Origin of the sequence: Cryobacterium sp. SO1 (assembly GCF_004210215.2) — a bacterium.
GTDB lineage: Bacteria > Actinomycetota > Actinomycetes > Actinomycetales > Microbacteriaceae > Cryobacterium.
This window is the reverse complement of sequence record NZ_CP067394.1, coordinates 2,477,688-2,501,911: the sequence shown is the minus strand read 5'-3', so window position 1 is coordinate 2,501,911 and position 24,224 is coordinate 2,477,688. Positions and strand designations below refer to the sequence as shown.

Sequence of the window (24,224 nt, the reverse complement as noted above, 5' to 3'; positions counted from 1 at the left end):
TTTAGGGCGCGTCGGTGTTGATTAGTGCTCGTCGTAGTGGCCAGCGTGCTCAGCGTGCTTGTGGCCGTCATGCACGAAGTCCGTGTGGTCGCCGTGGCTGACGGATTCGTGGCCACAGTCAGCGCCGTGGGTGTGATCCTCGACCGTGTGCTCCGCCTTGGCCTCGTGTTCGTCATAGTGACCCTCGTGGAGAGCGTGGTGGTGCGCGCCATGAACGTAATCGGTGTGATCGTCGTGCTCGATTGCCTGATGCCCGCAGTCGACACCGTGCTCGTGCTCGGACAGGGTGTGCTCAGCGTGGATTTCGATTGTCGACATGATCGTCTCTTCCTATTTAGTGAGTGTGTGTTGGAGGTCCTCTTCGAGGACGTGAGAGATCGCGTCCTCAACTATGTGGGCGATATGACGATCCACAATTGAGTACGTCGCCTCCCGTCCAATCCGGCGAACGGCGACCAGCCGCGCTGAACGCAATGTGCCCAGATGCTGTGACATTAGAGGTTGTGACAAGCCCGTCGCGCCCACAAGGGCTGTGACCGACATGTCAGATAGAGCAAGCAATCGCAGCACCTCCAGCCGAGCCGGTGAAGACAGCGCCTTGAAAATCTCTGCCGCCTCGATTACACCTGCACCGCTTGCCATGACCTCATCAGATCAGATACATAAGCGCATTGCAATAGATTTATCTAGTTGGCAATGCTTCTCAATGACCAATGCCACATAGAGTCGGCGAAGCCTCATCGCCGCTCGCGGGCACGGGCGACGAGCGGCTCCTGCGACTGGCGCCGAAGTATTTCGTGACGCGACATCAGTGAGTTTGAGTTCTCCCAGCAGGTCGAGCAGGGCAGACAGGTCTAGAGCCATCGTGTGGTGTCCTTTGTCAGTTCTTTGATCGGTACTCACTGACCATTCCACGGTGGACCTTCACGTTGACGAAGCAACGCTCAAGAGCGGGAAACCACACCACTCACAGGGACGCAACCCTTCAAGTAGCCTTGGTGAGTCGGGAATGACGTATCCCCTTGGGCGATGCTGGCGTGACGTCAGGCGCAACCACGTCCTCGGAATCCTGCTACCAGCTCGTCGCAAAGGCGCTACCGCCAGGGGCGACTCGCCAAGTTTGTCGAGCGGTGGGCGGGCGCCACGTTGGCAGCTCTGACTCCTGTCTCCCACGAGGAATAGGACGTACCGGGAGGGGGCGGATGACGAACTCAACGCGGACCCTGGAGTCCTGTCCGTAATCGCAAAAGATACATCGCATCGTGGCCAGAATCAGCACGTATTCGTTCGTCTCAGCACGTTCTCTAATCCAATGAAAACAGCGGAAACCCACGTGATTCCGCCCCAGTTGCGGGTGGGCGAAAAGCCGAAGCAGCCATCAGCGGTTCTGGGTTGGAGTCAAGATACCCCAGCAGTAATAGGCTCAGGATTCCGCGGCGCGAGCACCCTTCAGAGACCCTTACGAACTTCGATTAATTGCGACGGCACCGTCCGACCAGACCGGTGCCACGTGCGGCCGCGTCAGGCGGACCGGGGCTGAGCTCGGGCCATCTGGGAGAAACCTACCGGCCTGTCCGTGTTCACCTGAGCGCAACCGGACGGCCACCTGCGCCTTGTTGCGTTGAGCTTGTCGAGACGGACCGACGAAGGGAATCAGAATCATGTCGCAGCAGGAAACACGGACGAGTCTTCCGATGGCCAGCCACACCAAGGGCAAGCGCAGTCCGGTGACGTGCCAGCTGAAATGCGGTAACGCCTGCGCGATGGGGGTCTGCAACCAGTCAGACAATGAATACTTGAGAGACATCGTCAGCCTGGCACTCTCCCGTCGCTCGATGCTGCTGGGCGCGGGTGCCGGCGCCCTGGCGCTCGCGTTTTCTGCGTTCGATTCGCCGGTCGGCGGCACGTCTGCAGCCCACGCCGCAGGGCCTGGGTTGGAGTTCACCGCCATCGCTCCGGTTGCCGCGACGGTGGACAGTTTTGTGGTTCCGTCCGGGTATCAGTGGGCGCCGATCATCCGCTGGGGCGACCCCATCCTGGCCGGCGCGCCCGAGTTTGACATCAACAACCAGACTCCTGAGGCGCAGGCGCTGCAGTTCGGCTATAACAACGACTACCTCGACATCATCGAGTTGCAGGGCGGCGGCGGTCGCCATGGCCTGCTGGTCACGAACCACGAATACACCAACCCTGGAATCATGTTCCCGCCGGCCGCGAACGAGGCCGCACGGCTGCAGCAGTTGCGGATCACGATGGCTGCGCACGGCCTGGCCGTTGTCGAGCTCGAGCGCGACAAGAGAGGTCGCCCGTGGGCTTACCTGCGTTCCTCCGCTTACAACCGCCGCATTACGGCATCCACCCCGTTTCGTCTGACCGGTCCGGCCGCCGGGCACGACCTGATGAAGACGCAGGCTGACCCCGAGGGTCTGACCGTACTCGGAACGTTCGGAAACTGCGCCGGCGGCACCACCCCGTGGGGAACCGTTCTGTCGGGCGAGGAGAACTTCAATAACTACTTCCGCTCGCCGGCAGTGACGGCGGGGCAGAAGCGGTACGGCCTGTCGGCATCGCCGTCCACCTACGGCTGGGAGGCCATCGACCCGCGCTTTGACGCCGTGGCGAACCCCGGCTACGTGAACGAGCCGAACCGGTTCGGCTACGTCGTGGAGATCGACCCTCTCGACCCCAGCTCCACCCCCGTAAAGCACACCGCCATGGGTCGGATGAAGCACGAGGGCGCCAACGTCACCGTCGCCGGCGACGGCCGCGTCGTGGCCTATATGGGTGACGATGAGCGTTTCGACTACCTATATAAGTTTGTTTCTCACAAGACCTTTCGCACGGGGAACAGCGTCAAGGCCCGTGCGCATAACAAGACGATTCTCGAGTCCGGCGACCTCTATGTTGCCCGTTTCAGCGGCAACTCTCCGGCGGCCGAGATCACCGGCACGGGCGCCCTGCCGACCGATGGTGCGTTTGACGGCGGCGGCCAGTGGATCCCGCTGACGCTGAACGGGGCAAGCGCCGTTCCCGGCTTCACCGTCGAGGAGGTGCTCCTGCACACCCGCCTCGCCGCCGATGCTGTCAGCGCCACCAAGATGGACCGCCCGGAGGATGTGCAACCGCACCCCACCACCGGCAAGGTATACGTCGCCTGCACCAACAACACGGAGCGTGGCCTGCCCGGAAGGGCCGGAGTCGACGAGGTCAACCCGAGGACGGTGAACCGCGACGGCCACGTGATCGAGATCACCGAGTCGCGAAACGACGCCACCGCGACGAGCTTCGGATGGACCATCCTGTTAGTGTGCGGCGACCCCGCCGTCTCCGGCTCGGCATACTTCGCTGGGTTTCCGCGCGACCAGGTCTCACCGATCTCCTGCCCAGACAACCTGGCATTCGACACCGCCGGCAACCTGTGGATCTCCACCGACGGCCAGCCGGGCACCATCGGCTACAACGACGGCCTGTTCCGTGTCGGACTCGAAGGAACCAACCGAGGCCGCGTCGACCAGTTCCTCGCCGTGCCGCGCGAGTCAGAGACCTGTGGCCCCATCATTCGAGACGACGAGCGAATGGTCTATGTGGCCGTGCAGCACCCGGGCGAAGACGGGAGCTTTGCCAACCAGCACTCCTACTTCCCTGACTACACGACCACCGGCGGCGGCGGGCGGGTCGCCGCCCCACGTCCGTCGGTCGTTCAGGTCTGGCAGGGTTAGAAATCACTGGGGACAGCTGACGGCCCAACCTGGACCACGACCGCGCACATGGTGGGTTGACGGTTCCTCGACCACACGAACGAGCAGACTGCCTCATCGGGCTCTGTTCGTTCGAGGTTCGCGCTGTCGCGCGGACTCAATTCTTGTTGGTGCGTCAGCTCCAGTCGCCTGCAGGTCCTACCAGGGCGTGCCGCCCGCGATCGGAGAGTGGGATCGCTGAAAGCGAGGTCAGGCCGACAGCCGTCAGGTTTGTCCTGGAGACCCCTGAACCCCCGAGAATCGCCATCCCCTCGATAAGGGCCAGGAAGAATGCCCCCAGGGCGTCAGCGTCAGCGTCGGCCTCTACCTCGCCGGCGTCTTGCGCTTCGATGATGCACGCCCGGTAATGGATCTGCATAGCGTTGAAGGTACTGAGAACCGATGCGGAAACCTTCGGGTCTTGGCTTGAGAGTTCCATCGCAGCCTTGGCGAACAGTGAGGGCTGCTCCCGACCCGAGCCGTAGGTGACCGCGACCCTCAAGAGCTGCGCGCGGATGCGGACGATAGGGCTGTCGACACCGTGGCGCAGCGCTTCAACGGCTGCGACTGCGTCCTCGGTGTCGCTGAGGAGGGCACGCATGAAGAGTTCCTTCTTGCCGCCGAATGCGTTGTAGAGGCTCTGTCGGCCGAGTCCGGTTGCAGCGACGAGATCATCCACCGAGGTGCCGGCGTAACCGGTCTTGGCAAACGCCCGGCTCGCTGAGGCGATTACCTCCGTTTCGTCGAACTTTCGTGGTCGTGGCATTCAGCGCGTCCCTTCGGCGGCGCTGGCGACCGCCTCGATTCTTGACTGTTAGGTCAAATATGGCCTACAGTTATTGACTATCCAGTCAGAAACATTACCATGATCGGCTCACCGGTAGACAAAGCCCATAGCGCAGAGAGCGTGACGCGCTGCAGGGCGCCGGGCGGATTGTGGGACTTCAACGAAAAGGAGCAGATCATGGGAAGACTCGACAACAAGGTGGCCTTGGTCACCGGCGGAACGCAGGGAATCGGCCTCGCCACGGCGGAACGGTTCGCGACGGAAGGGGCACATGTCTACGTGACCGGTCGGCGACAGCACCAGCTCGACGAAGCAGTCCAACAGATCGGCCACGGCGCAATCGGCGTGCTGGGTGACGTCAGCAGTGACACGGATCTGGACGTCCTCTTCGCCGCGGTCAAAGCGGGCGGGCGCGGATTGGATGTGCTCTTCGCCAATGCCGGAGGCGGCGAATTCGCTGCACTCGCGGACCTGACCCGTGACCATCTCGAGAGCACCTTCGCGCGCAACGTCTTCGGGACCGTTTTCACCGTCCAAAAGGCACTGCCGTTGCTCAACCACGGCGCGTCCGTGATCTTGACCGGCTCCACCTCCGCCAGCAATGGCACTCCGGCATTCACCGCGTACGCCGCGTCGAAGGCGGCCATCCGTTCCTTCGGTCGTACCTGGGCCGCCGAGCTTGCTAGCGCACGCATTCGAGTCAATACCCTCGTTCCGGGTTCCACGGAGACGCCAGGCCTCACGGACCTGGCTCCAGGGCCTACCGAGGCTGCCGCCATGCTGAAGGCGATGGCTGACGACTCGCCCATGGGTCGGCTCGGTCGTCCCGATGAGATCGCTGGCGTAGCGTTGTTCCTCGCTTCCGATGACAGCACGTATATGACCGGGGCCGAAGTCTTCGTCGACGGCGGCAGCGAGCAGGTGTGACCTTGGACCCGCTGCAGGCCTTCGCCCGCCGACTGGCGTGACACGGCGCACGCTAAACGCCCGTTGCCTGAGTCGGACTCATGAACATGGACTTAGATGGTCCTGACTACCAGGCCGTCAACCGGCAGGGGAGAATGGACGAACCATGCCATGGAGTACACGGGAGATCGCGGAGCTCGCCGGAACGTCGGTGAATACCGTGCGCTACTACCACCGCTCGGGTCTGCTCGACGAACCGGGTCGGACGTCCAACGGCTACAAACAGTACGGCGCCAGGCACCTCGTACGGTTGCTGCAGGTCCGGCGCTTGCGAGACCTGGGCGTACCACTCGCGCAGATCGAAACCGTGGGCTTCGGAGGGGGGCCTCCGACGGCCGCGCTTCTGGCGATCGAGGCGGACCTCACCGTCAACATCGAGCGACTGCAGAGGACCCGCGCCGAGATTCGAGCCACCCTCGATGGGTCCTCTGCCATCGATGTGCCGTCGGGCTTCGAGGATGTGGCATCTCGGCTGTCCGATCCGGATCGTTCGCTCTTGCTCGTCTATTCGCGGCTCTACAACGAGTCAGCGATGACAGACGTCAAACGCATGATTGAGTCCGAGCCGGAGCCCGACGGCGCCAGTGCGGCATTCGACACACTTCACGCAGACGCCGATGACGCGACGAGGCAGCTCGTCGCCGAGACGCTCGCACCCAAGCTCGCCCAGCACCTCGTGGACTACCCGTGGGTGATGGAGCCGGTCGAGCATATCTCGAAGGGTCAACGAGTCACCCGAGAGGCAGTCACCGAGGCCCTTAGAGAGTTGTACAACGTGGCGCAGCTCGACGTGCTGGGGCGCGCGAGCGCCATCGCGCAGGAGCGGCTAAACGTCGGTCAGCGATCAGCGACGCATACAGCCTGAACAGATTGACTGTGTAGCTGGTACATAGTGTTATCTGCTGAACATGAGGCAACGAGAACAGTTATCCCCGCCAGTGGTTTCGGGGCACGGCAACAGCACACGAGCACAATGGCGCGGGATGACGGTGACGGCTGCTGTGGTCGCCCTCGGGGTCCTGCTCGTCGGGTGCGCACCCGCAGGTGGCGTGCCCGCGGACGATCCCCAGAATAAGCCGATCGACCGCTACCACACCCAGGAGCTCGTATGGGAGAGTTGCGAGAGCTACGCGGTCACAGCCCTGGATGAGCAGTACTTCCCCCTCGCGCCCAATCAGCCGGAGTGCGCGCGGCTCGAGGTGCCGATGGACTACTCCGACCCTGAGGGTGAGACGGCGTCGGTTGCGGTTGTCCGGATCGCCGCTCGGGGCGAGTCAATGGGATCGCTGCTGTACAACCCGGGCGGTCCGGGCGGAGCCGGGCTTCTCACAACGATGGGCGCGTCGGTGACGTTGGGGGAAAGCGCGATCACCGAACGCTTCGACCTGGTCGGATTCGACCCCCGCGGGGTCGGTGCCACCGAGCCGGCGGTCGACTGCTACTCGGAAGACAGCACAACCGCAGGCGACAAGGTGTTCGAACGCCTCGGCTCGATCGCGCCGGCGCTCACCGAAGCAGACACTCAGGCGCTCGTCGAGCGGTGCGCTGAAGGATCGGGCGGCATAAATGCCCTCGCGAACATGGGCAGTCGCACCACGGCGAAGGACATGGACGTGCTCCGCGAGGCGCTCGGCGAGGAAAAGCTCAACTTCCTGGGACAGAGCTACGGATCACGCCTCGGCTCGGTCTATGCCGAAGAGTTCCCGGAGAACGTGCGGGCGATGATTCTCGACGGGGCATTCGATCCCACCCTGCAGCTGCAGGATCGACTTCTCGCGTCCTACACCGGTTTCCAGGTGGCATTCGACGCAATGGCAGCCTCCTGCGCCACACAGCACGACTGCCCGTTGGGTACCGACCCGGCTGGATGGACCGCAGCGTTCCAGGCCATCCTTCAGCCCCTGGGAGAGAGTCCGGTCCCCGCGCTGGAGGAGGAAGTCAATTTCGAGGTCGCACTCAGCGGCGTCATGGGCGGCCTGTACTCGCCCGACGCCTGGCCACGCATCATCACCGGCCTGCAAGAGGTGCAGCAAGGCCGTGGGAACGAACTACTCGCACTCGCGTACGGCATCAGCGGCTTCGAGGGCGACGGAGACACCTCCGACGGCAGCACCGAGGCACTCATGGCGATCAACTGCGTCGACGAGGATGAGCTGTCGGCCGACGACCTCGCCGCGCTGCGGACGGATACCTACGAGCAGGCGCCGTTCATGGACCCGGGTACCGACGTGACCGAGGCCGCCCGCTCCCACTGTGCAGATTGGCCGGAGACCGGCGAGCTGGGTATCCCATACGCGCATGAAATCGAAGGGCTCCCCGCCACACTCGTTGTGTCGACTACAGGCGACCCGACCACCCCACATTCGGGCGGCATCCGCCTCGCAGAATCGCTCGGCAGCTCCCTGCTGACGGTCGAGGGCGAAGGACATACAGTTGTCTCGGGTGGCGCGAGCCCGTGCGTGGACGAAATTGCCGCGGCTTATCTCATCCACCTCGAACTGCCAGAGGGCGAGTTGGCGTGCACGCTCTGATTCGCCGACCGCCCTTTCGAGACGCCAAGCACAGCCACCCCGAAGGATCACCGCTATGCACTCGCAACTGAATCATGGCTCACCGCCCCGCCTGATCGCTGTCGAGGAGTTCTTCGCGGATCCGGCCTTTTCCCATCCGTCGATTTCGCCGGACGGATCGAAGATCGCCTACCTCGCACCCGCCCATGGACGACGCAACGTGTGGGTGCGGGGGGTCAACGCGGACCATGCCGACGCGGTGTGCGTCAGCCATGATGACCGACGAGGTATCACTACCTACTACTGGGGTGACGACTCTCGCTGGGTGCTGTATCTGCAAGACACCGATGGCAACGAGGACTGGCACCTGTACCGGGTCGACCTCAGCAGACCAGACGAACCGGCAGAGGACCTCACGCCTCTGCCCCGGGGTCACGTGTCTTCGGTGCCGAGCCGTTGCCGTCGCACCCGGGCAGCATGCTCGTCGCCATGAACAAGCGACCGGTTGCGATCGATCTGTTCCTCATCGATGTGGCAACCGGTGAGATGACCCTCCATCATGAGCAGACCGATCCGACGGAGAACGTACTGCTGGACCAGCACGGGTCGCCGGCGTTTTCCACCCGCATGACGGCGGACGGAACGATGGAATTCTCGGCGATTGATCGTCGAACCGGTGCGCGCAAACAACTCCGACGCATAGGCGGCGCCGAGTACCCCGTGGGCGTGCAGCCTCAACTCGTCACCCCTGATGGGACGGGTCTATTGATCGGCGCGTACGGTGACTCGGACCATCTCCGGCTGATCCGCATCGATCGAGACACCGGCGATGAGACAGTCGTTGCCGCCGCCGGGGGCTCCAGCCTCGACATCCTCGGGACAATGGCACCCGGAGTCCTCCCGCCCACGGTCTTCACCAGCCGCCGCACAGGTGAGGTCATCGCAGCGAGATTCATCGGTGATCGGCCACGCATCGAAGTGCTGGATGACAGTTTCACCGAGGTTTTCAGAGCGCTGTCGAAGCTCTCGGACGGGGTGCTGGGCACTCTGTCCTCCGACCAGACAGAACGACGCTGGGTCGCAACATTCATTCATGACCGCGATCCCGCGACGAGCTGGCTTTACGACCACGCCACCGGGGAAGCCCACATCCTGTTCCGTCCTTATCCGCATCTCGAGCCGGCCCACCTCGCGTCGATGGAAGCGGTCGGATTCTCGGCTCGCGATGGGTTGGAGTTGCGAGGCTTTCTCTCACTTCCCGTCGGAGTGGCCCCCGCGAACCTTCCCCTGGTGCTCCTGGTGCACGGTGGTCCTTGGCAGCACGATACCTGGGGCTACAACCCGCAGGTACAGCTGCTCGCCAACCGAGGCTATGCGGTGCTGCAGGTCAATTTCCGCGGCTCGACCGGCTACGGTCGACATCACACCACGGCCGCGATCGGCGAGTTCGCGCGCGCTATGCACACCGACCTCATCGACGCCGTCGACTGGGCCGTGGCGCAAGGATACGTCGACCCACAACGCGTCGGCATCATGGGCGGATCCTACGGCGGTTACGCTGCCCTCGTCGGCGCAGCGCTCTCGCCTGATCGGTTTGCTGCAGCAGTCGACTACGTAGGAGTGTCCGACCTCGTGAACTTCATGCGGTCGCTCCCGCCGTTCACCAGGCCCTATATGGCCAATAGCTGGTTCCGGTACGTCGGCGACCCCGATGACCCCGCCGCTGCAGAGGATATGCGCTCCCGATCGCCCATCGCCATGATCGATCAGATTGAGACCCCTCTGCTGGTCGCACAGGGAGCCAATGACGCCCGGGTCGTGCAGGCCGAGTCAGACAACATCGTCACCCCACTGAGGGAACGCGGCATCCCCGTCGAATACATTCTCGCCACCGACGAGGGCCACGGCTTCGACAACCCGGAGAATCAGATCCTCCTTCACCGTGCGATCGAGCGCCACTTCGAAGCGTATCTCGGCAGCTAGCGCAAAGCCTGGTTGTTCTGGATGTTCATCGAAACCGTCACATCGAGGCTGAAAGTCAGTCGGTCGACGACCTCGATCCGCTCACACCTAGGCGCGAGTGGGCAGGGCGACAGTGTCGCCTGCCACGTCGATCGCAATCTTGCCGTGAAGTGCATAAGACCGCCTGTTCTCCAGGAGCTCATGAGCCTCGCCCATCCGAGCGAGCGGGAGAGTCGCGCCGATGACCGGCTTCACGAGACCGCGCTCGACAAGGTTGGTGAGGGCATCCAGCTTGCCGCGGTTTTGCCGAGTGAAAACGAAATGATAGGCGGCATTCTTGCCCCACGCCTCGATCAGGTTTTGCGGCTGCGCAATGTCGACGATGCTGACGACGCGTCCGAAGTCGGCGAGCGTGAGCGGGCTTCGTGTGAGCGTGTCTCCGCCGATCGTGTCGAGGACGACGTCGACTCCCTTGCCTCTCGTCATCTCGGCCACGGCATCGACGTAATCCGCCGAAGTGAAGTCGATCGCCTCATCGGCGCCGAGAGAGCGCACGAACTCGTGGTCGCCGGCTTTCGCTGTGGTGATCACCCGTGCGCCCATGGCCTTCGCGACCTGGATCGCTATCGTGCCGACACCCCCCGCGCCGCCATGGATGAGGATGCTCTCACCCACTGTGAGCAGAGCTCGTGTCACGAGAGCCTCCCACACCGTCCCGCCGACGAGCGTCATGCTTGCCGCCTCGAGGTGGCTGAGATTCGCCGGCTTCCGGCCGACGAGATCAACGTTGGCGACGTGCTGCTCGGCGTACGAGCCGGTGCCGCCGAAGATTTGGGGTGTGTAGTAGACCTCGTCGCCTGCGCGGAATTCGGTCACGTGGGAGCCGACTTCCTCGATCACGCCGGATATGTCGTGTCCAATGATCGCGGGGAGAGGGACGTGATCTGCGTAGTCTCCGCGGCGGATCTGAATGTCGAGCGGGTTGACGGCGGTCGCATGGACGCGCACCCGCACCTGGCGGGGTTCGACCTTCGGTACGGGAACGGTGCGCAGTTCGAACGCAGCAACACCGCCGAAACGGGGAAGGACAATGGCATTCATGGTGTCAGTAATGATAGGTATTCCTCATCTGGAGTGTCGGGCGCGACCGCGCCCGAACGGGTGTCATCTCAGTGTCTGGTACTGGGTACCGGCACTCCAGTGGCGGCAATGCCAATATGTGTGAGGATAGTGACAACAGGGCGGTGATGTGATGCAACGACCCCATAGCGTGGTGGTTCTCGTGCTTGATGGTGCTCTCCCTCTGGACGTGGGGATTCCAGCGGAGGTGTTCCATCCTGAGACGGGGTTCCCCTATGAAGTCTCGGTCTGCGGGGTCGAGCCCGGAACGGTGCCGGCGCACGGGGGCTTCGGGTACGCCGTCTCCCGTGGGTTGGAGGCGCTGGCGGGAGCCGATACGATCATCGTCCCGGGCTACGCGCCGGCGGGTCGACAGGTGCCGACAGAGGTGTACGAAGCACTTCGGAGCGCGGCATCCCGCGGTGTGCGGATCGCGTCGATCTGCTACGGTGCGTTCGCGCTCGCCGATGCCGGTCTGCTTGACGGTCTCCGTGCGACGACGCACTGGGACGCGGCGCAGCAGCTGGCGGAGCGACACCCGGAGATCACTGTCGAGCCGAACGTGCTCTTCGTCGACGAAGGACGTATCCTCACCTCGGCGGGTGCCGCCGCCGGCATCGACCTGTGCCTGCACATTGTGCGAAGCGACCTCGGGGTGAGCGCGGCGAACGAGATCGCCCGCAGCCTCGTGACCGCGCCCTACCGGAGCGGAGGGCAAGCCCAGTATTCGCCGAAGAATAGCTCCGTACCCCGCGGTGACACTCTGGCCACGACCCGCGAATGGGTCATGCTGCGGCTCGACCAGCACCTCACCATCGACGGTCTCGCGGCGCATGCGCGGATGTCGCCGCGCACGTTCCTGCGGCGCTTCGCCGAAGAGACCGGCAACACCCCGTTGCAGTGGATCCTGCGCGCCCGGGTCGACGCCGCGCGAGAGCTCCTGGAGACCACGAGGCTGTCCGTCGACCAGATCGCGGATCAGGTCGGCCTGGGAACCGGATCGAACCTACGGCTGCACTTCCGCAGGATCGTGGATGTGACCCCCTCCGAGTATCGGGCCACCTTTGCTGGGGGGAGCGGACGGGCCGGAGATGGATCGCGAGTATTGCTTGCCCGGTAGTGACGCTGTGTCATAGATCTCGGTGACACGGCGGTACTACAGCCAGAGCGCACGGTCGAGTGCAATTGGAGGTATGACAGACCACGTGCGGTTCTACCGCAAACCTTTCCGGATCATCCGGGGGAATCTCCCCGTCTTCCTCATCATCAACGCGATCGTGTTCGGCTTCTTCATCCTCGGACTCGTCGCGGCGATGGTGTTCCCCGAACTCGGAGCGCAGAAGGCGGCTTCCTCGGAAGCTGACGGGACGAACGGCCTGGTGCGCTCTCTCTTCGAAAGTCCGTGGCTGTTTGCGTTGGTCATTCTGGGAGTGAACGTCGTCAGCGCCGCCGCAGCGTGGATCGTGCTCCCGTCCCTTATCGTGCCGTTCGCCGCCATCCCTCTTTTCGCCTACAAGGCGTTCACCCTCGGATCGGGCCTGTTCCCGACCACCGAGATCGCCGCCGTCGGGTGGATCCCGCATTCGTTGACCGCGTTGATCGAATTCCACGCCTACTCAATCCTGGTCTTCGGCGCCTACCTCCTGGGCAGGTCCTGGCTGCGCCCCGCGACCATCGACGCAACCACCCGCCGGCTGGGTTACCTTCGCGGCCTTCGACAGTTCGGATGGCTCGGACTTCTGGCCCTGGGCTGGTTCATTGTGGGCGCGGTCTGGGAGGCATACTCCCTCCGCTACCTCGTGCACCCGCTCAGCGAACTGCTGCTTTAACGGCGGTCCAGCAAACCAAGCTCATTGTGAACTGCTCTACCGTGCTCGCCTCATCTCCGAAGCCGGGTAGCGCCCCCACCCCCAACCAAAGGAAGTAACTCAATGTCCAATCCCGTCGCTGATCTGATCGACGGCTTCCAAGAGCTCGTCGGACAGGTACCCGATTTTGTGCAGCCGCTCATCGTCGCCGCGGCAGGGGCGGTCCCTTTCATCGAAGGTGAAATCTCCGCCCTCATCGGAATCCTCGGTGGTCTGCATCCGCTGGTCGCTATGGCTGCAGCTGTCGCGGGAAACCTGACCTCGGTCGTGCTCGTCGTTCTGCTGGGCTCCCGAGTTCGATTGGCCGTCGTGGCCCGCCGGTCACGGACAGCTCCGGTACCAATGATGGCCTACGCCGGAGCCGTGGAAACGGGGCCGGTCAACGAAGCGGATGCCGCTGTGTTACCCGAGGAAGTCAAGCCCGAGTCGAAAGGACGGCAGAAGATCCGCCAGTGGCTGATCCGATTCGGAGTCCCTGGCGCCAGCATCCTGGGCCCTCTCGCGATCCCGACTCACTTCACCGCCGCCATCTTTGTCGCCTCCGGCATCAGCAAGGGCAGAGTCATCCTGTGGCAGGCCGTCGCCATCGTGATTTGGACGGGGATCACAACCGTCTCTGCCACACTCGCTACCGTGGTCCTCGGGACCTAGAACCAGCAACAAAGGGACGCCATCACCCTCCACCAGCCCTCCCGAGCGTTTCGGTCCTTTTGGCGATCATTGGTTTGGTGTGACACTGCTGTGATGGCTCAAGACATCGTGAACTGCTGAGCCCCCGGAAACGGGGGTTCAGCAGTTTGGTCGTTGTATCCCTGTACGGTGCATCCGTCCGCTGTGTCGTGACTGATCTTGCCGTCGCGGTCGTCGCCCTCAGGCGTTGCTGAGCTGCAGCGCCAGGAGCACCAGGGCAACCGCGGCGAACGCCGTGATGACCGTTGCGCCTGAGATGAGCATGATCACAACGCTCGCGCCGCCCAGCAGAACAGCGGCGGCGGCCTTGGCCCGGGAAGGTGTCGGAGTCCGCAACCTCACCGTTTCGAGACCCGAAACGGATGTCGCCACGATGGCGATAAGGACGAAGGCGACTATCAGCCACACGGGACGTCCCAGCCACCATGCGGCGGTACTAAGCGCCGGGAGATCTATGCCGAATACCATCGCCGAGATGGCTGAGATTCCTGCCATAGCCAGCAGCACCGGCATGTGCCAAAGGTAGATGGTCATCGCGCGTGGAGTCACGAAGCTTGTGATGGCAACGGCTCCGGGACGACGGCTGATCGTCTCCAGTCCTGCCCGAAACAGGGAGAGCCCGCTGGTGTGGGCGATACCGACCAGGAGGAGGGCCGTCGTCGGTGGGTTGACGTTGGCGATGAGATCAGGCGAGTACAGGCCCGATCCACAGGCAAGGGCAAGTGCTGCGACGGCGCCGAACCCGATGAGGGCGCGGGCGCGTCGGCTGAGACGGTCGATGGTGCCGTCGGCGAAGAAGAACCCCAGTTGCTGAAGCGCCAACCAGACGAATGCGAGGTTGAAGAAGCCCAGGGAGTCGATGCCGCTGATTGCCCTGGCAATGTCGACACCCGCCGCGAGAGTCGTGAGAGCTGCGAGGGAGCGCAGTGGGGCGCGCTCGTGGGCTGTGGTGAGGGCGGGCAGTAAGGCCTGGCAGAGTAGAAAGACGCCGAGGAACCACAGCGGTTGGCTGTAATAGAGCCCGGCGACGCCTACGAGGTTGGCAGGCACGCCGAGGAGAGTGAGCAGCGCAAGCCCTGATCCGACGACGGCGAACACGAGCAGCGCCGGCAAGAGAAGCCGGTGTATGCGGGCGGCTATGAAACCTGCGGCTGTGCCGCCCGTGGCGCGCAGGCGTCGGTAGAACAGGATGCCCGAGAACCCGCCGATGACGAAGAACAATGGCACCACCATAAGCACCCAGCTCAGAGGTGCTACCCACCAGGTCCCGTGGCTGGCGTTGCTGAACACCGGCCCCGTGTTGCCGACGGTGACGCCCACCATGATGGCGTGCATCAGCACGACGCCGATGATGCACAGCGCACGCACGAAATCGATTCCCGTTTCGCGCACACGCTCACGGGCGGCGGGCAGCGCTACGGGTGTTGCTTGCTCAATGGTCAAAGTGACCTCCTTGGTCGTTGTCCAAGGAGCCTAAGAATGCGGTGCCGGGGCGCACATCAACCGTCGGTGCCGCCTGCACCCTACCGGGGGCCTAGACCGGAGCGACGTCTCGCAAAGCTATGCGGGTTCGGCCAGCCCCGTGTCGTAGGCGAAGATCACAGCCTGCACCCGGTCGCGGGCACCGATTTTTGCCAGGATCTTGCCGACGTGCGTCTTCACCGTCTGCTCGGCGATGAACAGCGATGCGCCGATCTCCCTGTTCGACCTTCCCGCACCGATGAGCACGAGCACTTCGCGCTCACGATCGGTGAGATCTGCGAGTTGAGCCGAGGTGCGCGCTTCGCGAGGCTTCTGGGCGGCGAACCGGGCGATCATCCGCCGGGTAACGCTGGGGGCCAACAGTGCGTCGCCGGCGGCGACGACGCGGACCGCATGCACCAGTTCCTCCGGCAAGGCGTCCTTGAGGATGAAACCGCTCGCGCCCGCTTGAAGCGCGTCATAGACGTAGTCGTCGATGTCGAACGTGGTGAGCATGAGGATACGTGGCACATGCGCTGCTGGGTAGGTGGGGCCCAGGATGCGTTGGGTCGCTTGGATCCCGTCGAGCTGCGGCATCCGGACGTCCATCAGGATCACATCGGGGTCGAGCCGGGCGGAGAGGTTCACGGCTGCGGCGCCGTCGGCGGCCTGGCCCACGACGCGGATGCCGTCGTGTGCGTCCAAGAGCGCCGCGAAGCCGGCACGCACCATCGCCTGGTCATCGACGATCAGTACGCTTATTGTCACGGATTCTCCTTTTCCATACCGGGCTCAGGATGCCACCGAAGCACTGCTTCGACGGTCCAACCACCGTCGGCATCAGGACCGGCCTCGAAGGTCCCGTCGAGGAGCGCGACGCGTTCACGCATCCCCGTCAGGCCATGGCCTTCGCCCTGTACCGGCGGCACGCCGGCAGCGGTGTTGTGCACGCGCAGCCGGAGCATCAAGGGCTCCGTCCGGACCTGGACGGACACGGAGGCGCCTGGGGCGTGGCGGACCGCGTTGCTCAGCGACTCCTGGACGATGCGGAACGCCGCGATCTGCACGGTTGGCGGGACGTCGGGGGTCAGGGCGATGAGCTCCAGTGCGACGTCCACGCCGGTACGCCGGGTGCTGTCGATCAGAGCGGGAATGTCCTCGATTCCCTGTTGCGGGGCGAGTTCCGCGGTCTGGTCGTCGGTGCGCAGCACGCCGAGGAGGCGGCGCATCTCGGTGAGGGATCCGCGGGCAGTGGCTGCGATATCGGCCAGTTCTTTGGCGGCGTTGTCGGCCAGATCGGGGACGCGGTACCGTGCGGTGGACGCCTGTACCTGGATGAGGGACAGGCTGTGAGCCACGACATCGTGCAGTTCGCGGGCAATTCGGTTGCGTTCCTCCACCAGGACACGGCGGGACTGCTCCTGCGCGGTGAGATCCCGCTCGCTGGTGAGTTCCTTGGTGGCGCGGATGCGTCCGGCCAGGAGTATCGCGACCATATATGCGACAACGCTGATCGACGCGGCGACGATGAGATCGGCTGTCGGCGGGTTCGCCGCTGCAACCTCGGGTTGCAGCAGAGGCGCCGCGAGTGAGCCCGCGTTGCCGACGAGCAGCGGGGTCAGACCCATTCTCCAGCCGTGCAGGAAAGTGATCACGCCGACGAATGCGGCAAACGTGATCAGCGCAGGTACCGTCCATGGCCACGGCCCGACACTTTCCGGAATCACGAACAGCGGTAGCAGGAATGCCGCGAGCGAGAACAGCCCGATGGCAATCCGGGGGCGGGGGATGGCGACGAGCAGGGAGGCGGTGAGCACGACGCCGAGCAGGAGCGCAAGCGGAACAGCTGTGCCGTAGACGGCGGCGTGGACGGGGACGAGCACGGCCGCCAGCGCGACGGTGGCGATCATCAGGAGTGTCAGCTGAACAGTGCTCTTCCTGCTGTGTCGCACGGTTCCATCCATGTCGGTCATCCTGTCACGCTCGGCTGGCGAGCCGTGGCCACGGCATTCGTCTCAACGCGTGTGACGACTCGGCCGAGGCTGTAGCGTCGCCGAAATTCCATCAGCCGATCGATGACCAGGCCGATGAGGAGGGCGAGTGCGGTGCCGAGAAGCGCGCTCAGCAGCGGCTGTTTTTCAAGCCACTGGCCGGCTGCGAGGCCGAGGCCCGCGCTGTACGCCGCCCACGCCACTCCGGCGACGACGCTAAGCGGGAGGAACCGCCGCCACGGGTACCCCACCGCACCCGCTGACATGTTGACGGCCACGCGTCCGACCGGGATGAAGCGTCCAGCGAGGATCAGGCCCGCGCCGCTGTTTCGAAGACGTCGCTGCGCCCACTCGAAGCTTGCCGCCACTCGCGGTCGCCGCATCCAGCCAAAGCGCGTGCTCCCGACGGCCCGACCGATCGTGTAAGCGATGTTGTCGCCGATGATTGCTCCGACGGCTGCCACGGCAGCGAGGACGACGAGGTTCGGGCCGCCGGCTGATACCGCGACGGCCGCTGCGGCCACGAGCACTGTCTCGCTGGGGATCGGAGGGAAGAACCCGTCGACTATCGCTACCGCGAACATGACGAGGTAGAGCCACGGGGAGGTGACCGCCACGGTGATGAGCTCATTGATGAAATCCATAACCTCGACGCTACGAAGTGTGGTCATGCTGGGGCATCACTCGGAGGTATCCGCGCACCCATACCGCGGAGCTGTCTTGCTCGCGACGTGTTCCCGCCATCTGCCTGTCCCGGCATTCTGGTGAGTAGGCGCAGAGGCAGTCGTCCACTCCGTTGCTCGGAGAGCCCTTGTCAGGCCGCTGCCCGATTGCTCCCCAGCAGGGTGCCCACGACGGCTACGTAATCGGCAATCATTCGTTGGCGTCCGAAGCGATCGCGCGCGGAGAGACTGCGGCTGCGGAGCTCCACTCGTCGGTCGAGTACGTCATGCCAGGTCGCGGCGATGTTCGCGGGGTCGTGCGTCGTGACGAATCCGATGCCCTGCACCGTAACTGCGGAGTCGCCGACATCGGTTGTGACTGGCGTCGCTCCTGAGGCAGCGCCTTCGAGGAGGCAGAGTGGTGAGGCCTCACCGAAAGCACTCGTGAGCGAAACGATGTCGGCGATCTGGTAGATCGTCGGCATGTCGTCGCGAAGGCCGAGGGCGTGAACGTTCGTTGTACCGCTGACACCCGACTCGGTGAGCAGGGTGCGGAATGCGTCGTTCCCCGGCGTCATTCCAGCGCCGCACACAAGGAAGTGCGTCTCGGGACGCTGCCGCGACAACAGGACGGCGGAACGCAGGAACAGGCCGGGATTCTTCATCTCGTCGAATCTGGCGGCAAGCACCACGACGGGCGCCGCGGCCGGTATCCCCAACCGACTTCGTGTAAACGCTTGCTCATCCTCCGTTGCGGGGCGAAAGCGATCGGTGTCAATGCCGTTGCCGATGACGAATCGCTCAGTGGTGGGCGCGAGGAAAGGCGCGTAAGCGTCGCTGGTGGACCGGGCGCACGAGATTTCAGTTGTCAACAGACCGCTGGCAGACGCTTCGCTGAGCCAGGAGAGAGCGGCCCCCGAGTGCGTCGGGTCGGATCGATGAAGGCAGGCTGCGACCGGGATGCCGGGCATCCAGCCACGCTCGCGTAAGGCGAGCAGGAGCCCGATCGGCTGTTCCTTCAAAGACAGTACGACATCGGCTTGCCGGACCGCGTCCGCGGCGATGCGCAGCTGGCGTTCGGTGAATGTCGCTGGCGCCGGTGCGTCCGCGCCGGCCAGCCGCCCCAGGGTTGTCACCTCGATGCCTGACTGGATGAGGTGCAGGTACCGGGGGTCAGTGTGCAAGTGCTGCACGGACGACTCGCGGCGCGCTGCCGACGCGATTGACAGGACGCTGTGCACCTGGTTGGCCTGGCTGTGTAGTCCGGCGATGAGATCGGTGTGCAGGATGCGGGCTCCACCGGCGAAGAAGCCTTCGTAGAGCGACAGCACTCGGATAGGACGGTTCATCGCGACGCCTTTCGGGAGGGAGCATGGTGCAGGTTCGGGTGCGGCGAATCTTCGAGAGCATCAGGTGGCATCAGACAGAAAGCGAGGATGCCGTTCGGACAATGTTGTAAGGAGCACGGCGCGAAGTCGATTAACTGACAGTGTGCATCGGATGAACGACCGCTGACGATTGATCGCGCGGAGGTTGCTGGCGCGGGTCCCGGTCGATGCTGGTTTGCTGCTGGCGCTCCGATCGTCTACTCGGCCTTCCGAAGTCGCTTCTTTGCCGCGCGCTCAGTGAGTATGGTGAGGAAGTCCCTCACAGGTCGGTCGGCGAGGGCCGCGAATTCGGATCGAGTAACGTCCTCGATCTGAATTCGGGGGAGATCGGGGAACTTCTTCTCGAGCCGGTCGACGACTTGGCGGATGGTCTCTTCATCATCTATGTCCGTGGTCACGATCTGAGTGTCCTCAAAATGCCAGGCCCCGTCAATTCCCACCCGAACGCCCGGTGGTTTTCAGAGCGAGTGTTCATCTGCCGCACTGTATGGCACTGCTTTGAGTGGGGAAAGGCAGCGCACATCCCAGCGCCTTTCCGGTGAGCACCAGCCGCAACAACGTGGCCCAGTTCCGGTGTCTGCTGCCAGCCGAGTCGCTCGGACGGATCGTGGTTGTCCTGGTTACGACACCCGCTATTAAACAAATGGACAGCTACGCCAGTGGCATACGAAGAGCACACTTGAATCGCGGAAGACATCCGCAGGCAATCCGGAGACGTGAGGCACTCTCGATGGACTATGAACAGCTTTTCTCGGTTGTGGGGGCCGGGCCGGCGATGTGGGAAGTGCGTCACGAGGTCACCAACGAGCTGGCGGGCGCCATTCAACGCACGCCTCGAGGATTCCTGGTCCGGGACGATCAGGCGCACCCAATCGGTAGCTTCGACTCAATCACCTGCGCCCTCGAAAGGCTGTACGAAGTGGCGTAACAGCCAGGTCTGCTGTTCGAACATCAGAGACACCGACACAACACGGGCTCCTCCGTCTGTGAGAACGAGGACCTCGCGGGATGTTGTTCCCTCCGGGCAGCTGAAGAATACGCTGGGTCGCGGTCGCAAGGCTGAGTCGGCCGGGCACACTGAAGGAATAAGCCGGCCTCTAGCCCTCCACCGGAAAACTCGACGGGCCCGAGACAGCTCACCGAAGATGGTATTGACCCATTCGGGGGACGTGCTTCAGAATGGATGCGAGCCTCACCACCCGAAATCGAGGCGGAAAGCCAGACAGAACGTGTCCATCGAAAGCCATCAACAGTTCAAGCTATCCACCAGCTGGTACAACCCAGAGGTGCACCAAGCCACCGGTGTGATCATCGCTCAGACCCACACGGACCCAGACGATGCGCTGCGACGCCTGGTGGGGTATGCGGAAGCCACAGGACTACTCGTGGATGCCGTGGCCGCGGACGTTATCGCTTGCCGGATTACCTTCATCTAACGCCTTCGGTTGCTTTTCCGGGCACTCGTGGAAACTATCAGGGCTCTGAGCGACGAAGGCGTAGACGAGAGAAACTCCGGGGTGGGCCAGAGGGGGTCCTCCGCCTGACACTAGTCAGCCAGGGACTGCTCTGCCGCTGCATCCGACTCATCGACCACTTTGACAAGTTCGAACAACACGACAACCAGTCGAATTGCCCCGTGGGCGGCCAGGAGGACACACGCTTCAAGGGCCCAGAGAGCGACGCTGGTTGCGCCGGCGGAGGCCAGGGCTGACGCAAGGAGCGAACCGAATGCGGCCGCGAGCGGGGTCGTCACCACCGACATCCAATTGCGCTGAAGGCTCGTGGACGCCATGAGGCGCACGGTGCGAAACCGCTGGTCGATACTGCTCAAGCCGAAGAGCACGACAACGCCGGAGAATCCACCGACCATCGCCGCGACGCCAGCAACTCCCAGCGCCAACGCACTGACAGCGACCTGCCGTCGCTCTGTGCCGAGGCCGTCGAATGGCGCAGACACCGCGACGGCGGGGATCCATAGCGACACCACGAACTGGGCAAGCACCATGCCGATGAGGGATCCCGTCACCACACTCGGATGGTCGAGCAGGAAGTCGCCAATCCGTCTCACAGTAGGTCCGATGTCCGTGACGATGGGAGCCCCGTGATCCGCGATCGGTCCACGCGCGTGATTGCTCTCATCTGATGAGCGTATTGAAGTGGCTCAGGCCGAGTCATCCGTGGAAGTACGGAGATCTCAGGGGGATGAGCAGCGAGTCGTTGACGGAGGCCATCTGGTGTGGCCGAGATGACAGGCCGACTCACTAAGGTGGGTCGAATCGGAGAAAGCGCGACCGCCGTGAGGAAGCTGACAAAATGACCAGAACGCTGCTTCTGGCAGAGATTGCCGCGATGCCGCACGGGCAAGCGAGACAGATTCTGGTGACCGGTGAGGCCGGCATGGGCAAGTCGACGGTGATCGGCGAGGCCGCGGCCCGGTTCACGGCGGCGGGCTTCATCGTGCTGCGAGCCACGCCCTCGTTCGCTGAGCGGCACACGTCTTACAGCATGCTTTGGGACCTGCTGGAACCGCTGGATTTGAGTTCGTTCACGAGCGTTCCCGATGAGTATCGTTCTTTTCTGCAGATCGCGATGGGCCGTCAACCCGCTGCCACTGAGCTGCCGTCGCTGGCTACTGCCATCGCTTTCGAGGGCATTCTGGCCGATATCTCGTCGCGGAGACCTGTTGCGATCGTGATCGATGATGCCCAGTGGGCGGATGCCGAATCGCGAGCCACAGTCGAGCGCGCCTTCAGGCGTTCGGCGAGCCACCGGGTGTACCTACTCGCAGCGAGTCGGCCGACCGTCGATTCCCCCAGCAAAGCACTCGACCTGGGGTTTGACCTCACAGACGAGCGCGTCCTTCAGGGCCTGTCGGTTGAGGAACTCGACGGTGTGATCCGTCCGGGCTGGCCGTCGACCCTGACCCAGGCGCAGGTGGTCGCCTTGCGCGAGCACACGGGCGGTAATCCGCTCTGGGCACTCGAACTGATGAGCCGTGGGTCTCTCGCTGACCTTGGTGCCCGCATGCTTGGCACGGTCGCGGTTCCACCGTCGCTGGCGGGGGCCATCGCCGAGCGGTTGCGCTTTTTGAGCGCGGAAGCCAGCGACGTCGTGTCGATCGTGGCGTTGCTGGGCCATCCCAAACATGATCTTCTGGCTGCCGTTCTGTCGTTCGCGGGAATCTCAGAGGGTGCCGTTGATGACGCGGAAGCCGCCGGCTTCCTGTCCTTGACCACGGAGACGGTGAGAACGCGGCATCCGCTTCATGCTTCGGCAGCGGCAGCTCGTCTTACCCCTGGCCGTCGCCGAAACCTGCACCGGTTCATTGCCGATGCGGTGCACGACCCCGTCGTCAAGGCGCAGCATCTGCAGCAGTCGCAGCCCAGCGGGCCCGATGAATTCATCTCAGCAGCCCTCTCGGAGGCCGCGGTTGTCATGCGGCAGCGTGGGGCCCGTCTGCGCTCGGCTCACTTCGCTGCCCAGGCAGTCTGGCGAACCGATCCCGCGTCTACGCAGTATGTGGATCGGGTGCTGAGTCAGGCGCAGCAGCTCTCCTCCGCCGGAGATCTGGCGGCGTGCCTCACCGCACTCGAGCACGTGGCCACAGAACGGCTAGACATACACCAGTTCGACGCCTTCATTGCCCTATCGACGAGTGCACTCGCATCCGTCAGCGGTCGGAATGCTGTGACCGCTTTCCTCGTTCGACACCTTGACAAGGCAGCGGACGATCGGATCCGGCAAGCGGTCGTGCAAGCGCACATGGTTGCTGACGATCTCATGACGGTCACGGAGCGCGGCCAACTCTCGTCGCTGGCATTCGACCGGCTCAGAAGTGTCGACGCTCCAAACGCGGTCCATCGAGCGCTGAGGGGCACCATCCGGTCTCAACTCGACGCCGGCGGCGGTCTCAATGCGGAACTGATCGACGAAAGCACTCGCCGTCAGGGCATCCAGATCGTGTCGGGTCTTGAGGACACCGGCCTGGCCGCGACCGGGTTTCTCGCGCATCTCGTCGACGATTTCGCCTCCTCGCGTCTCGCTCTTTCCGAACTCGTGGACTGGGCCAGGACCGAAGGGAAGGACGGCATCGAGCGTGCGTTCCTGGCGCACGCCGCCCACGTCGAGCTGACGGGCGGGAACGTGGCGGCCGCGATAGCACTCCTGGCAGAGTCAGGTCACCGTGCCGACTCTTCCAGTCTGCCCGCCAGCGTGTTGCCAATCGTGGGTCTGGTGCTGGTCAGCGAGGCCAGGCACGATGAGCTGCGTGAAATGCTCGGACGTTGGCACGACTCGGATGTAGGCACGGGCCAATTCGTGAAGATGATCGTGCCCGCACTTCGCGGGTTCTCCGCTCTTGCGCAAAGAAATTGGTCGGCTGCTGTCGATCATCTTCGACAGGCTGCGTTGGTTGCCGATGCGCTGCAACTCGTCGAACCCGGCAGTCGCTTTCGCATCGACCTGCCTTTGATCGAGGCACTCTTCATGATGGGGAACAACGAGGAGGCAGCGGATCGCCTTGCCGTGATGCGCTCGTTCCTGGCAACGAGGGACCGACCGCTCGCACGCATCGGCCTGCACCGGCTGACTTCGATGGAATTCGCTGCGGCCGGCCGTCTCGAGGAGGCACTCGCCGAAGCCGGCCTCGCTGTAGACGCGGCTGTCCACGCCCACCGCTTCGCAGACGAGGCGCTGTGCCGCCTACAGCGGGCTCGAGTGCTGAGCCGACTTCGCAAGGTGACGCTCGGCCGCCGGGAACTCGATATGGCTACGGAGCGTGCCAACGCGAGCGACAGCGTCGATGTCCGTGAGCAGGTCGCTGCCGCCGTCGCGACAGCGCGCAAGACCAGGTCGAGTTCCGCGTTGACCGCCGCACAACAGCGGGTGCGGGTGGCTCTGGTTGCGGGTCACACCAACCGGGAGATCGCGGCCGAACTGTTTGTCAGCATCCGCACCGTCGAATCTCACGTATCGGCGATTCTGCGGAAAACCGGCGCGGCGTCTCGTTCCAAAATCCGGGACCCCCGCTGACGGCCTGACGCCACCTGGCGACCCGCGCCGATCACGATCACCTTGCGCGTGC

General features: G+C 63.9%; 23 protein-coding genes. 13 read left to right on the top strand and 10 right to left on the bottom strand.

The annotated features are described in order from the left end of the window. The first annotated feature begins 24 nt into the window (after positions 1–24). Positions 25–420, top strand: coding sequence for a hypothetical protein (locus BJQ95_RS11805; RefSeq protein WP_165385013.1), 396 nt, complete (start codon positions 25–27; stop codon positions 418–420). On the opposite strand, the gene BJQ95_RS11800 is transcribed toward BJQ95_RS11805, so the two are convergent. Beyond that, a complete protein-coding gene (locus tag BJQ95_RS11800) occupies positions 331–642 on the bottom strand; it encodes a helix-turn-helix transcriptional regulator (protein WP_130179038.1) in 312 nt (103 codons plus the stop codon). The two genes, BJQ95_RS11805 and BJQ95_RS11800, sit on opposite strands and share 90 nt — an antisense overlap. Before the next feature lie 1,019 nt (positions 643–1,661). Between BJQ95_RS11800 and BJQ95_RS11795 the strand changes: the two genes are divergently transcribed. Beyond that, entirely contained in the window at positions 1,662–3,719 is a 2,058-nt protein-coding gene (locus BJQ95_RS11795; RefSeq protein WP_130179039.1) for a PhoX family phosphatase, read from the top strand. Between the two features lie 154 nt (positions 3,720–3,873). On the opposite strand, the gene BJQ95_RS11790 is transcribed toward BJQ95_RS11795, so the two are convergent. Next, positions 3,874–4,503 (bottom strand): TetR/AcrR family transcriptional regulator, encoded by a 630-nt coding sequence (locus BJQ95_RS11790; protein ID WP_130179040.1) that lies wholly within the window; start codon positions 4,501–4,503, stop codon positions 3,874–3,876. Between the two features lie 99 nt (positions 4,504–4,602). Here BJQ95_RS11790 and BJQ95_RS11785 point away from each other — a divergent pair, with 99 nt between their 5' ends. From BJQ95_RS11785 to BJQ95_RS11765, 5 genes are all read left to right on the top strand, one after another. After that, entirely contained in the window at positions 4,603–5,451 is an 849-nt protein-coding gene (locus BJQ95_RS11785) for an SDR family NAD(P)-dependent oxidoreductase (protein ID WP_240694915.1), read from the top strand. Positions 5,452–5,641: 190 nt separating this feature from the next. Next, positions 5,642–6,355, top strand: a complete 714-nt coding sequence (locus BJQ95_RS11780) for a MerR family transcriptional regulator (protein WP_240694916.1) — start codon at positions 5,642–5,644, stop codon at positions 6,353–6,355. A 184-nt stretch (positions 6,356–6,539) separates the two neighbouring features. After that, positions 6,540–8,021: an alpha/beta hydrolase gene (locus tag BJQ95_RS11775; protein WP_256041366.1), complete on the top strand. Its 1,482-nt coding sequence runs from the start codon at positions 6,540–6,542 to the stop codon at positions 8,019–8,021. 55 nt (positions 8,022–8,076) lie between these two features. Beyond that, a complete protein-coding gene (locus tag BJQ95_RS11770; RefSeq protein WP_256041365.1) occupies positions 8,077–8,493 on the top strand; it encodes a hypothetical protein in 417 nt (138 codons plus the stop codon). Beyond that, positions 8,478–9,983 (top strand): S9 family peptidase, encoded by a 1,506-nt coding sequence (locus BJQ95_RS11765; protein ID WP_256041364.1) that lies wholly within the window; start codon positions 8,478–8,480, stop codon positions 9,981–9,983. Before BJQ95_RS11770 ends, BJQ95_RS11765 begins: the two co-directional genes overlap by 16 nt. A gap of 87 nt (positions 9,984–10,070) precedes the next feature. Here the strand turns inward: BJQ95_RS11765 and BJQ95_RS11760 are convergent, their stop codons facing one another. Beyond that, positions 10,071–10,976: a zinc-binding dehydrogenase gene (locus tag BJQ95_RS11760; protein ID WP_205750236.1), complete on the bottom strand. Its 906-nt coding sequence runs from the start codon at positions 10,974–10,976 to the stop codon at positions 10,071–10,073. Between the two features lie 238 nt (positions 10,977–11,214). On the opposite strand from BJQ95_RS11760, the gene BJQ95_RS11755 reads away from it, so the two are divergent. The 3 genes from BJQ95_RS11755 to BJQ95_RS11745 all read left to right on the top strand — a co-directional run bounded on the left by BJQ95_RS11755 (position 11,215) and on the right by BJQ95_RS11745 (position 13,600). Further along, positions 11,215–12,201, top strand: coding sequence for a GlxA family transcriptional regulator (locus BJQ95_RS11755; RefSeq protein ID WP_130179044.1), 987 nt, complete (start codon positions 11,215–11,217; stop codon positions 12,199–12,201). A 73-nt stretch (positions 12,202–12,274) separates the two neighbouring features. Next, on the top strand, positions 12,275–12,910 hold the full coding sequence (locus BJQ95_RS11750; protein WP_205750237.1) for a hypothetical protein: 636 nt from the start codon (positions 12,275–12,277) through the stop codon (positions 12,908–12,910). A 102-nt stretch (positions 12,911–13,012) separates the two neighbouring features. Next, positions 13,013–13,600 (top strand): small multidrug efflux protein, encoded by a 588-nt coding sequence (locus BJQ95_RS11745; protein ID WP_130179045.1) that lies wholly within the window; start codon positions 13,013–13,015, stop codon positions 13,598–13,600. 219 nt (positions 13,601–13,819) lie between these two features. On the opposite strand, the gene BJQ95_RS11740 is transcribed toward BJQ95_RS11745, so the two are convergent. The 6 genes from BJQ95_RS11740 to BJQ95_RS11715 all read right to left on the bottom strand — a co-directional run bounded on the left by BJQ95_RS11740 (position 13,820) and on the right by BJQ95_RS11715 (position 19,539). Beyond that, positions 13,820–15,082 carry an acyltransferase gene (locus BJQ95_RS11740; protein ID WP_240694917.1) on the bottom strand — a complete coding sequence of 421 codons (1,263 nt, stop codon included), beginning with the start codon at positions 15,080–15,082 and terminating at the stop codon, positions 13,820–13,822. 117 nt (positions 15,083–15,199) lie between these two features. Next, entirely contained in the window at positions 15,200–15,868 is a 669-nt protein-coding gene (locus BJQ95_RS11735; protein WP_130179046.1) for a response regulator transcription factor, read from the bottom strand. Further along, positions 15,865–17,073: a sensor histidine kinase gene (locus BJQ95_RS11730; RefSeq protein WP_130179047.1), complete on the bottom strand. Its 1,209-nt coding sequence runs from the start codon at positions 17,071–17,073 to the stop codon at positions 15,865–15,867. The genes BJQ95_RS11735 and BJQ95_RS11730 overlap by 4 nt, the downstream gene beginning before the upstream one ends. After that, positions 17,070–17,735 (bottom strand): DedA family protein, encoded by a 666-nt coding sequence (locus BJQ95_RS11725; protein ID WP_130179048.1) that lies wholly within the window; start codon positions 17,733–17,735, stop codon positions 17,070–17,072. The genes BJQ95_RS11730 and BJQ95_RS11725 overlap by 4 nt, the downstream gene beginning before the upstream one ends. 170 nt (positions 17,736–17,905) lie before the next feature. Beyond that, positions 17,906–19,102 carry a glycosyltransferase gene (locus BJQ95_RS11720; RefSeq protein ID WP_130179049.1) on the bottom strand — a complete coding sequence of 399 codons (1,197 nt, stop codon included), beginning with the start codon at positions 19,100–19,102 and terminating at the stop codon, positions 17,906–17,908. Between the two features lie 236 nt (positions 19,103–19,338). Continuing rightward, entirely contained in the window at positions 19,339–19,539 is a 201-nt protein-coding gene (locus BJQ95_RS11715; protein ID WP_130179050.1) for a three-helix bundle dimerization domain-containing protein, read from the bottom strand. Positions 19,540–19,871: 332 nt separating this feature from the next. Here BJQ95_RS11715 and BJQ95_RS11710 point away from each other — a divergent pair, with 332 nt between their 5' ends. Continuing rightward, positions 19,872–20,069, top strand: coding sequence for a hypothetical protein (locus tag BJQ95_RS11710; protein ID WP_130179051.1), 198 nt, complete (start codon positions 19,872–19,874; stop codon positions 20,067–20,069). Between the two features lie 301 nt (positions 20,070–20,370). Continuing rightward, on the top strand, positions 20,371–20,577 hold the full coding sequence (locus tag BJQ95_RS11705; protein WP_130179052.1) for an ANTAR domain-containing protein: 207 nt from the start codon (positions 20,371–20,373) through the stop codon (positions 20,575–20,577). A 110-nt stretch (positions 20,578–20,687) separates the two neighbouring features. On the opposite strand, the gene BJQ95_RS11700 is transcribed toward BJQ95_RS11705, so the two are convergent. Continuing rightward, positions 20,688–21,209 carry a hypothetical protein gene (locus BJQ95_RS11700; RefSeq protein ID WP_130179053.1) on the bottom strand — a complete coding sequence of 174 codons (522 nt, stop codon included), beginning with the start codon at positions 21,207–21,209 and terminating at the stop codon, positions 20,688–20,690. A 245-nt stretch (positions 21,210–21,454) separates the two neighbouring features. On the opposite strand from BJQ95_RS11700, the gene BJQ95_RS11695 reads away from it, so the two are divergent. Beyond that, positions 21,455–24,172 carry an AAA family ATPase gene (locus BJQ95_RS11695; protein WP_130179054.1) on the top strand — a complete coding sequence of 906 codons (2,718 nt, stop codon included), beginning with the start codon at positions 21,455–21,457 and terminating at the stop codon, positions 24,170–24,172. Positions 24,173–24,224 lie beyond the last annotated feature (52 nt).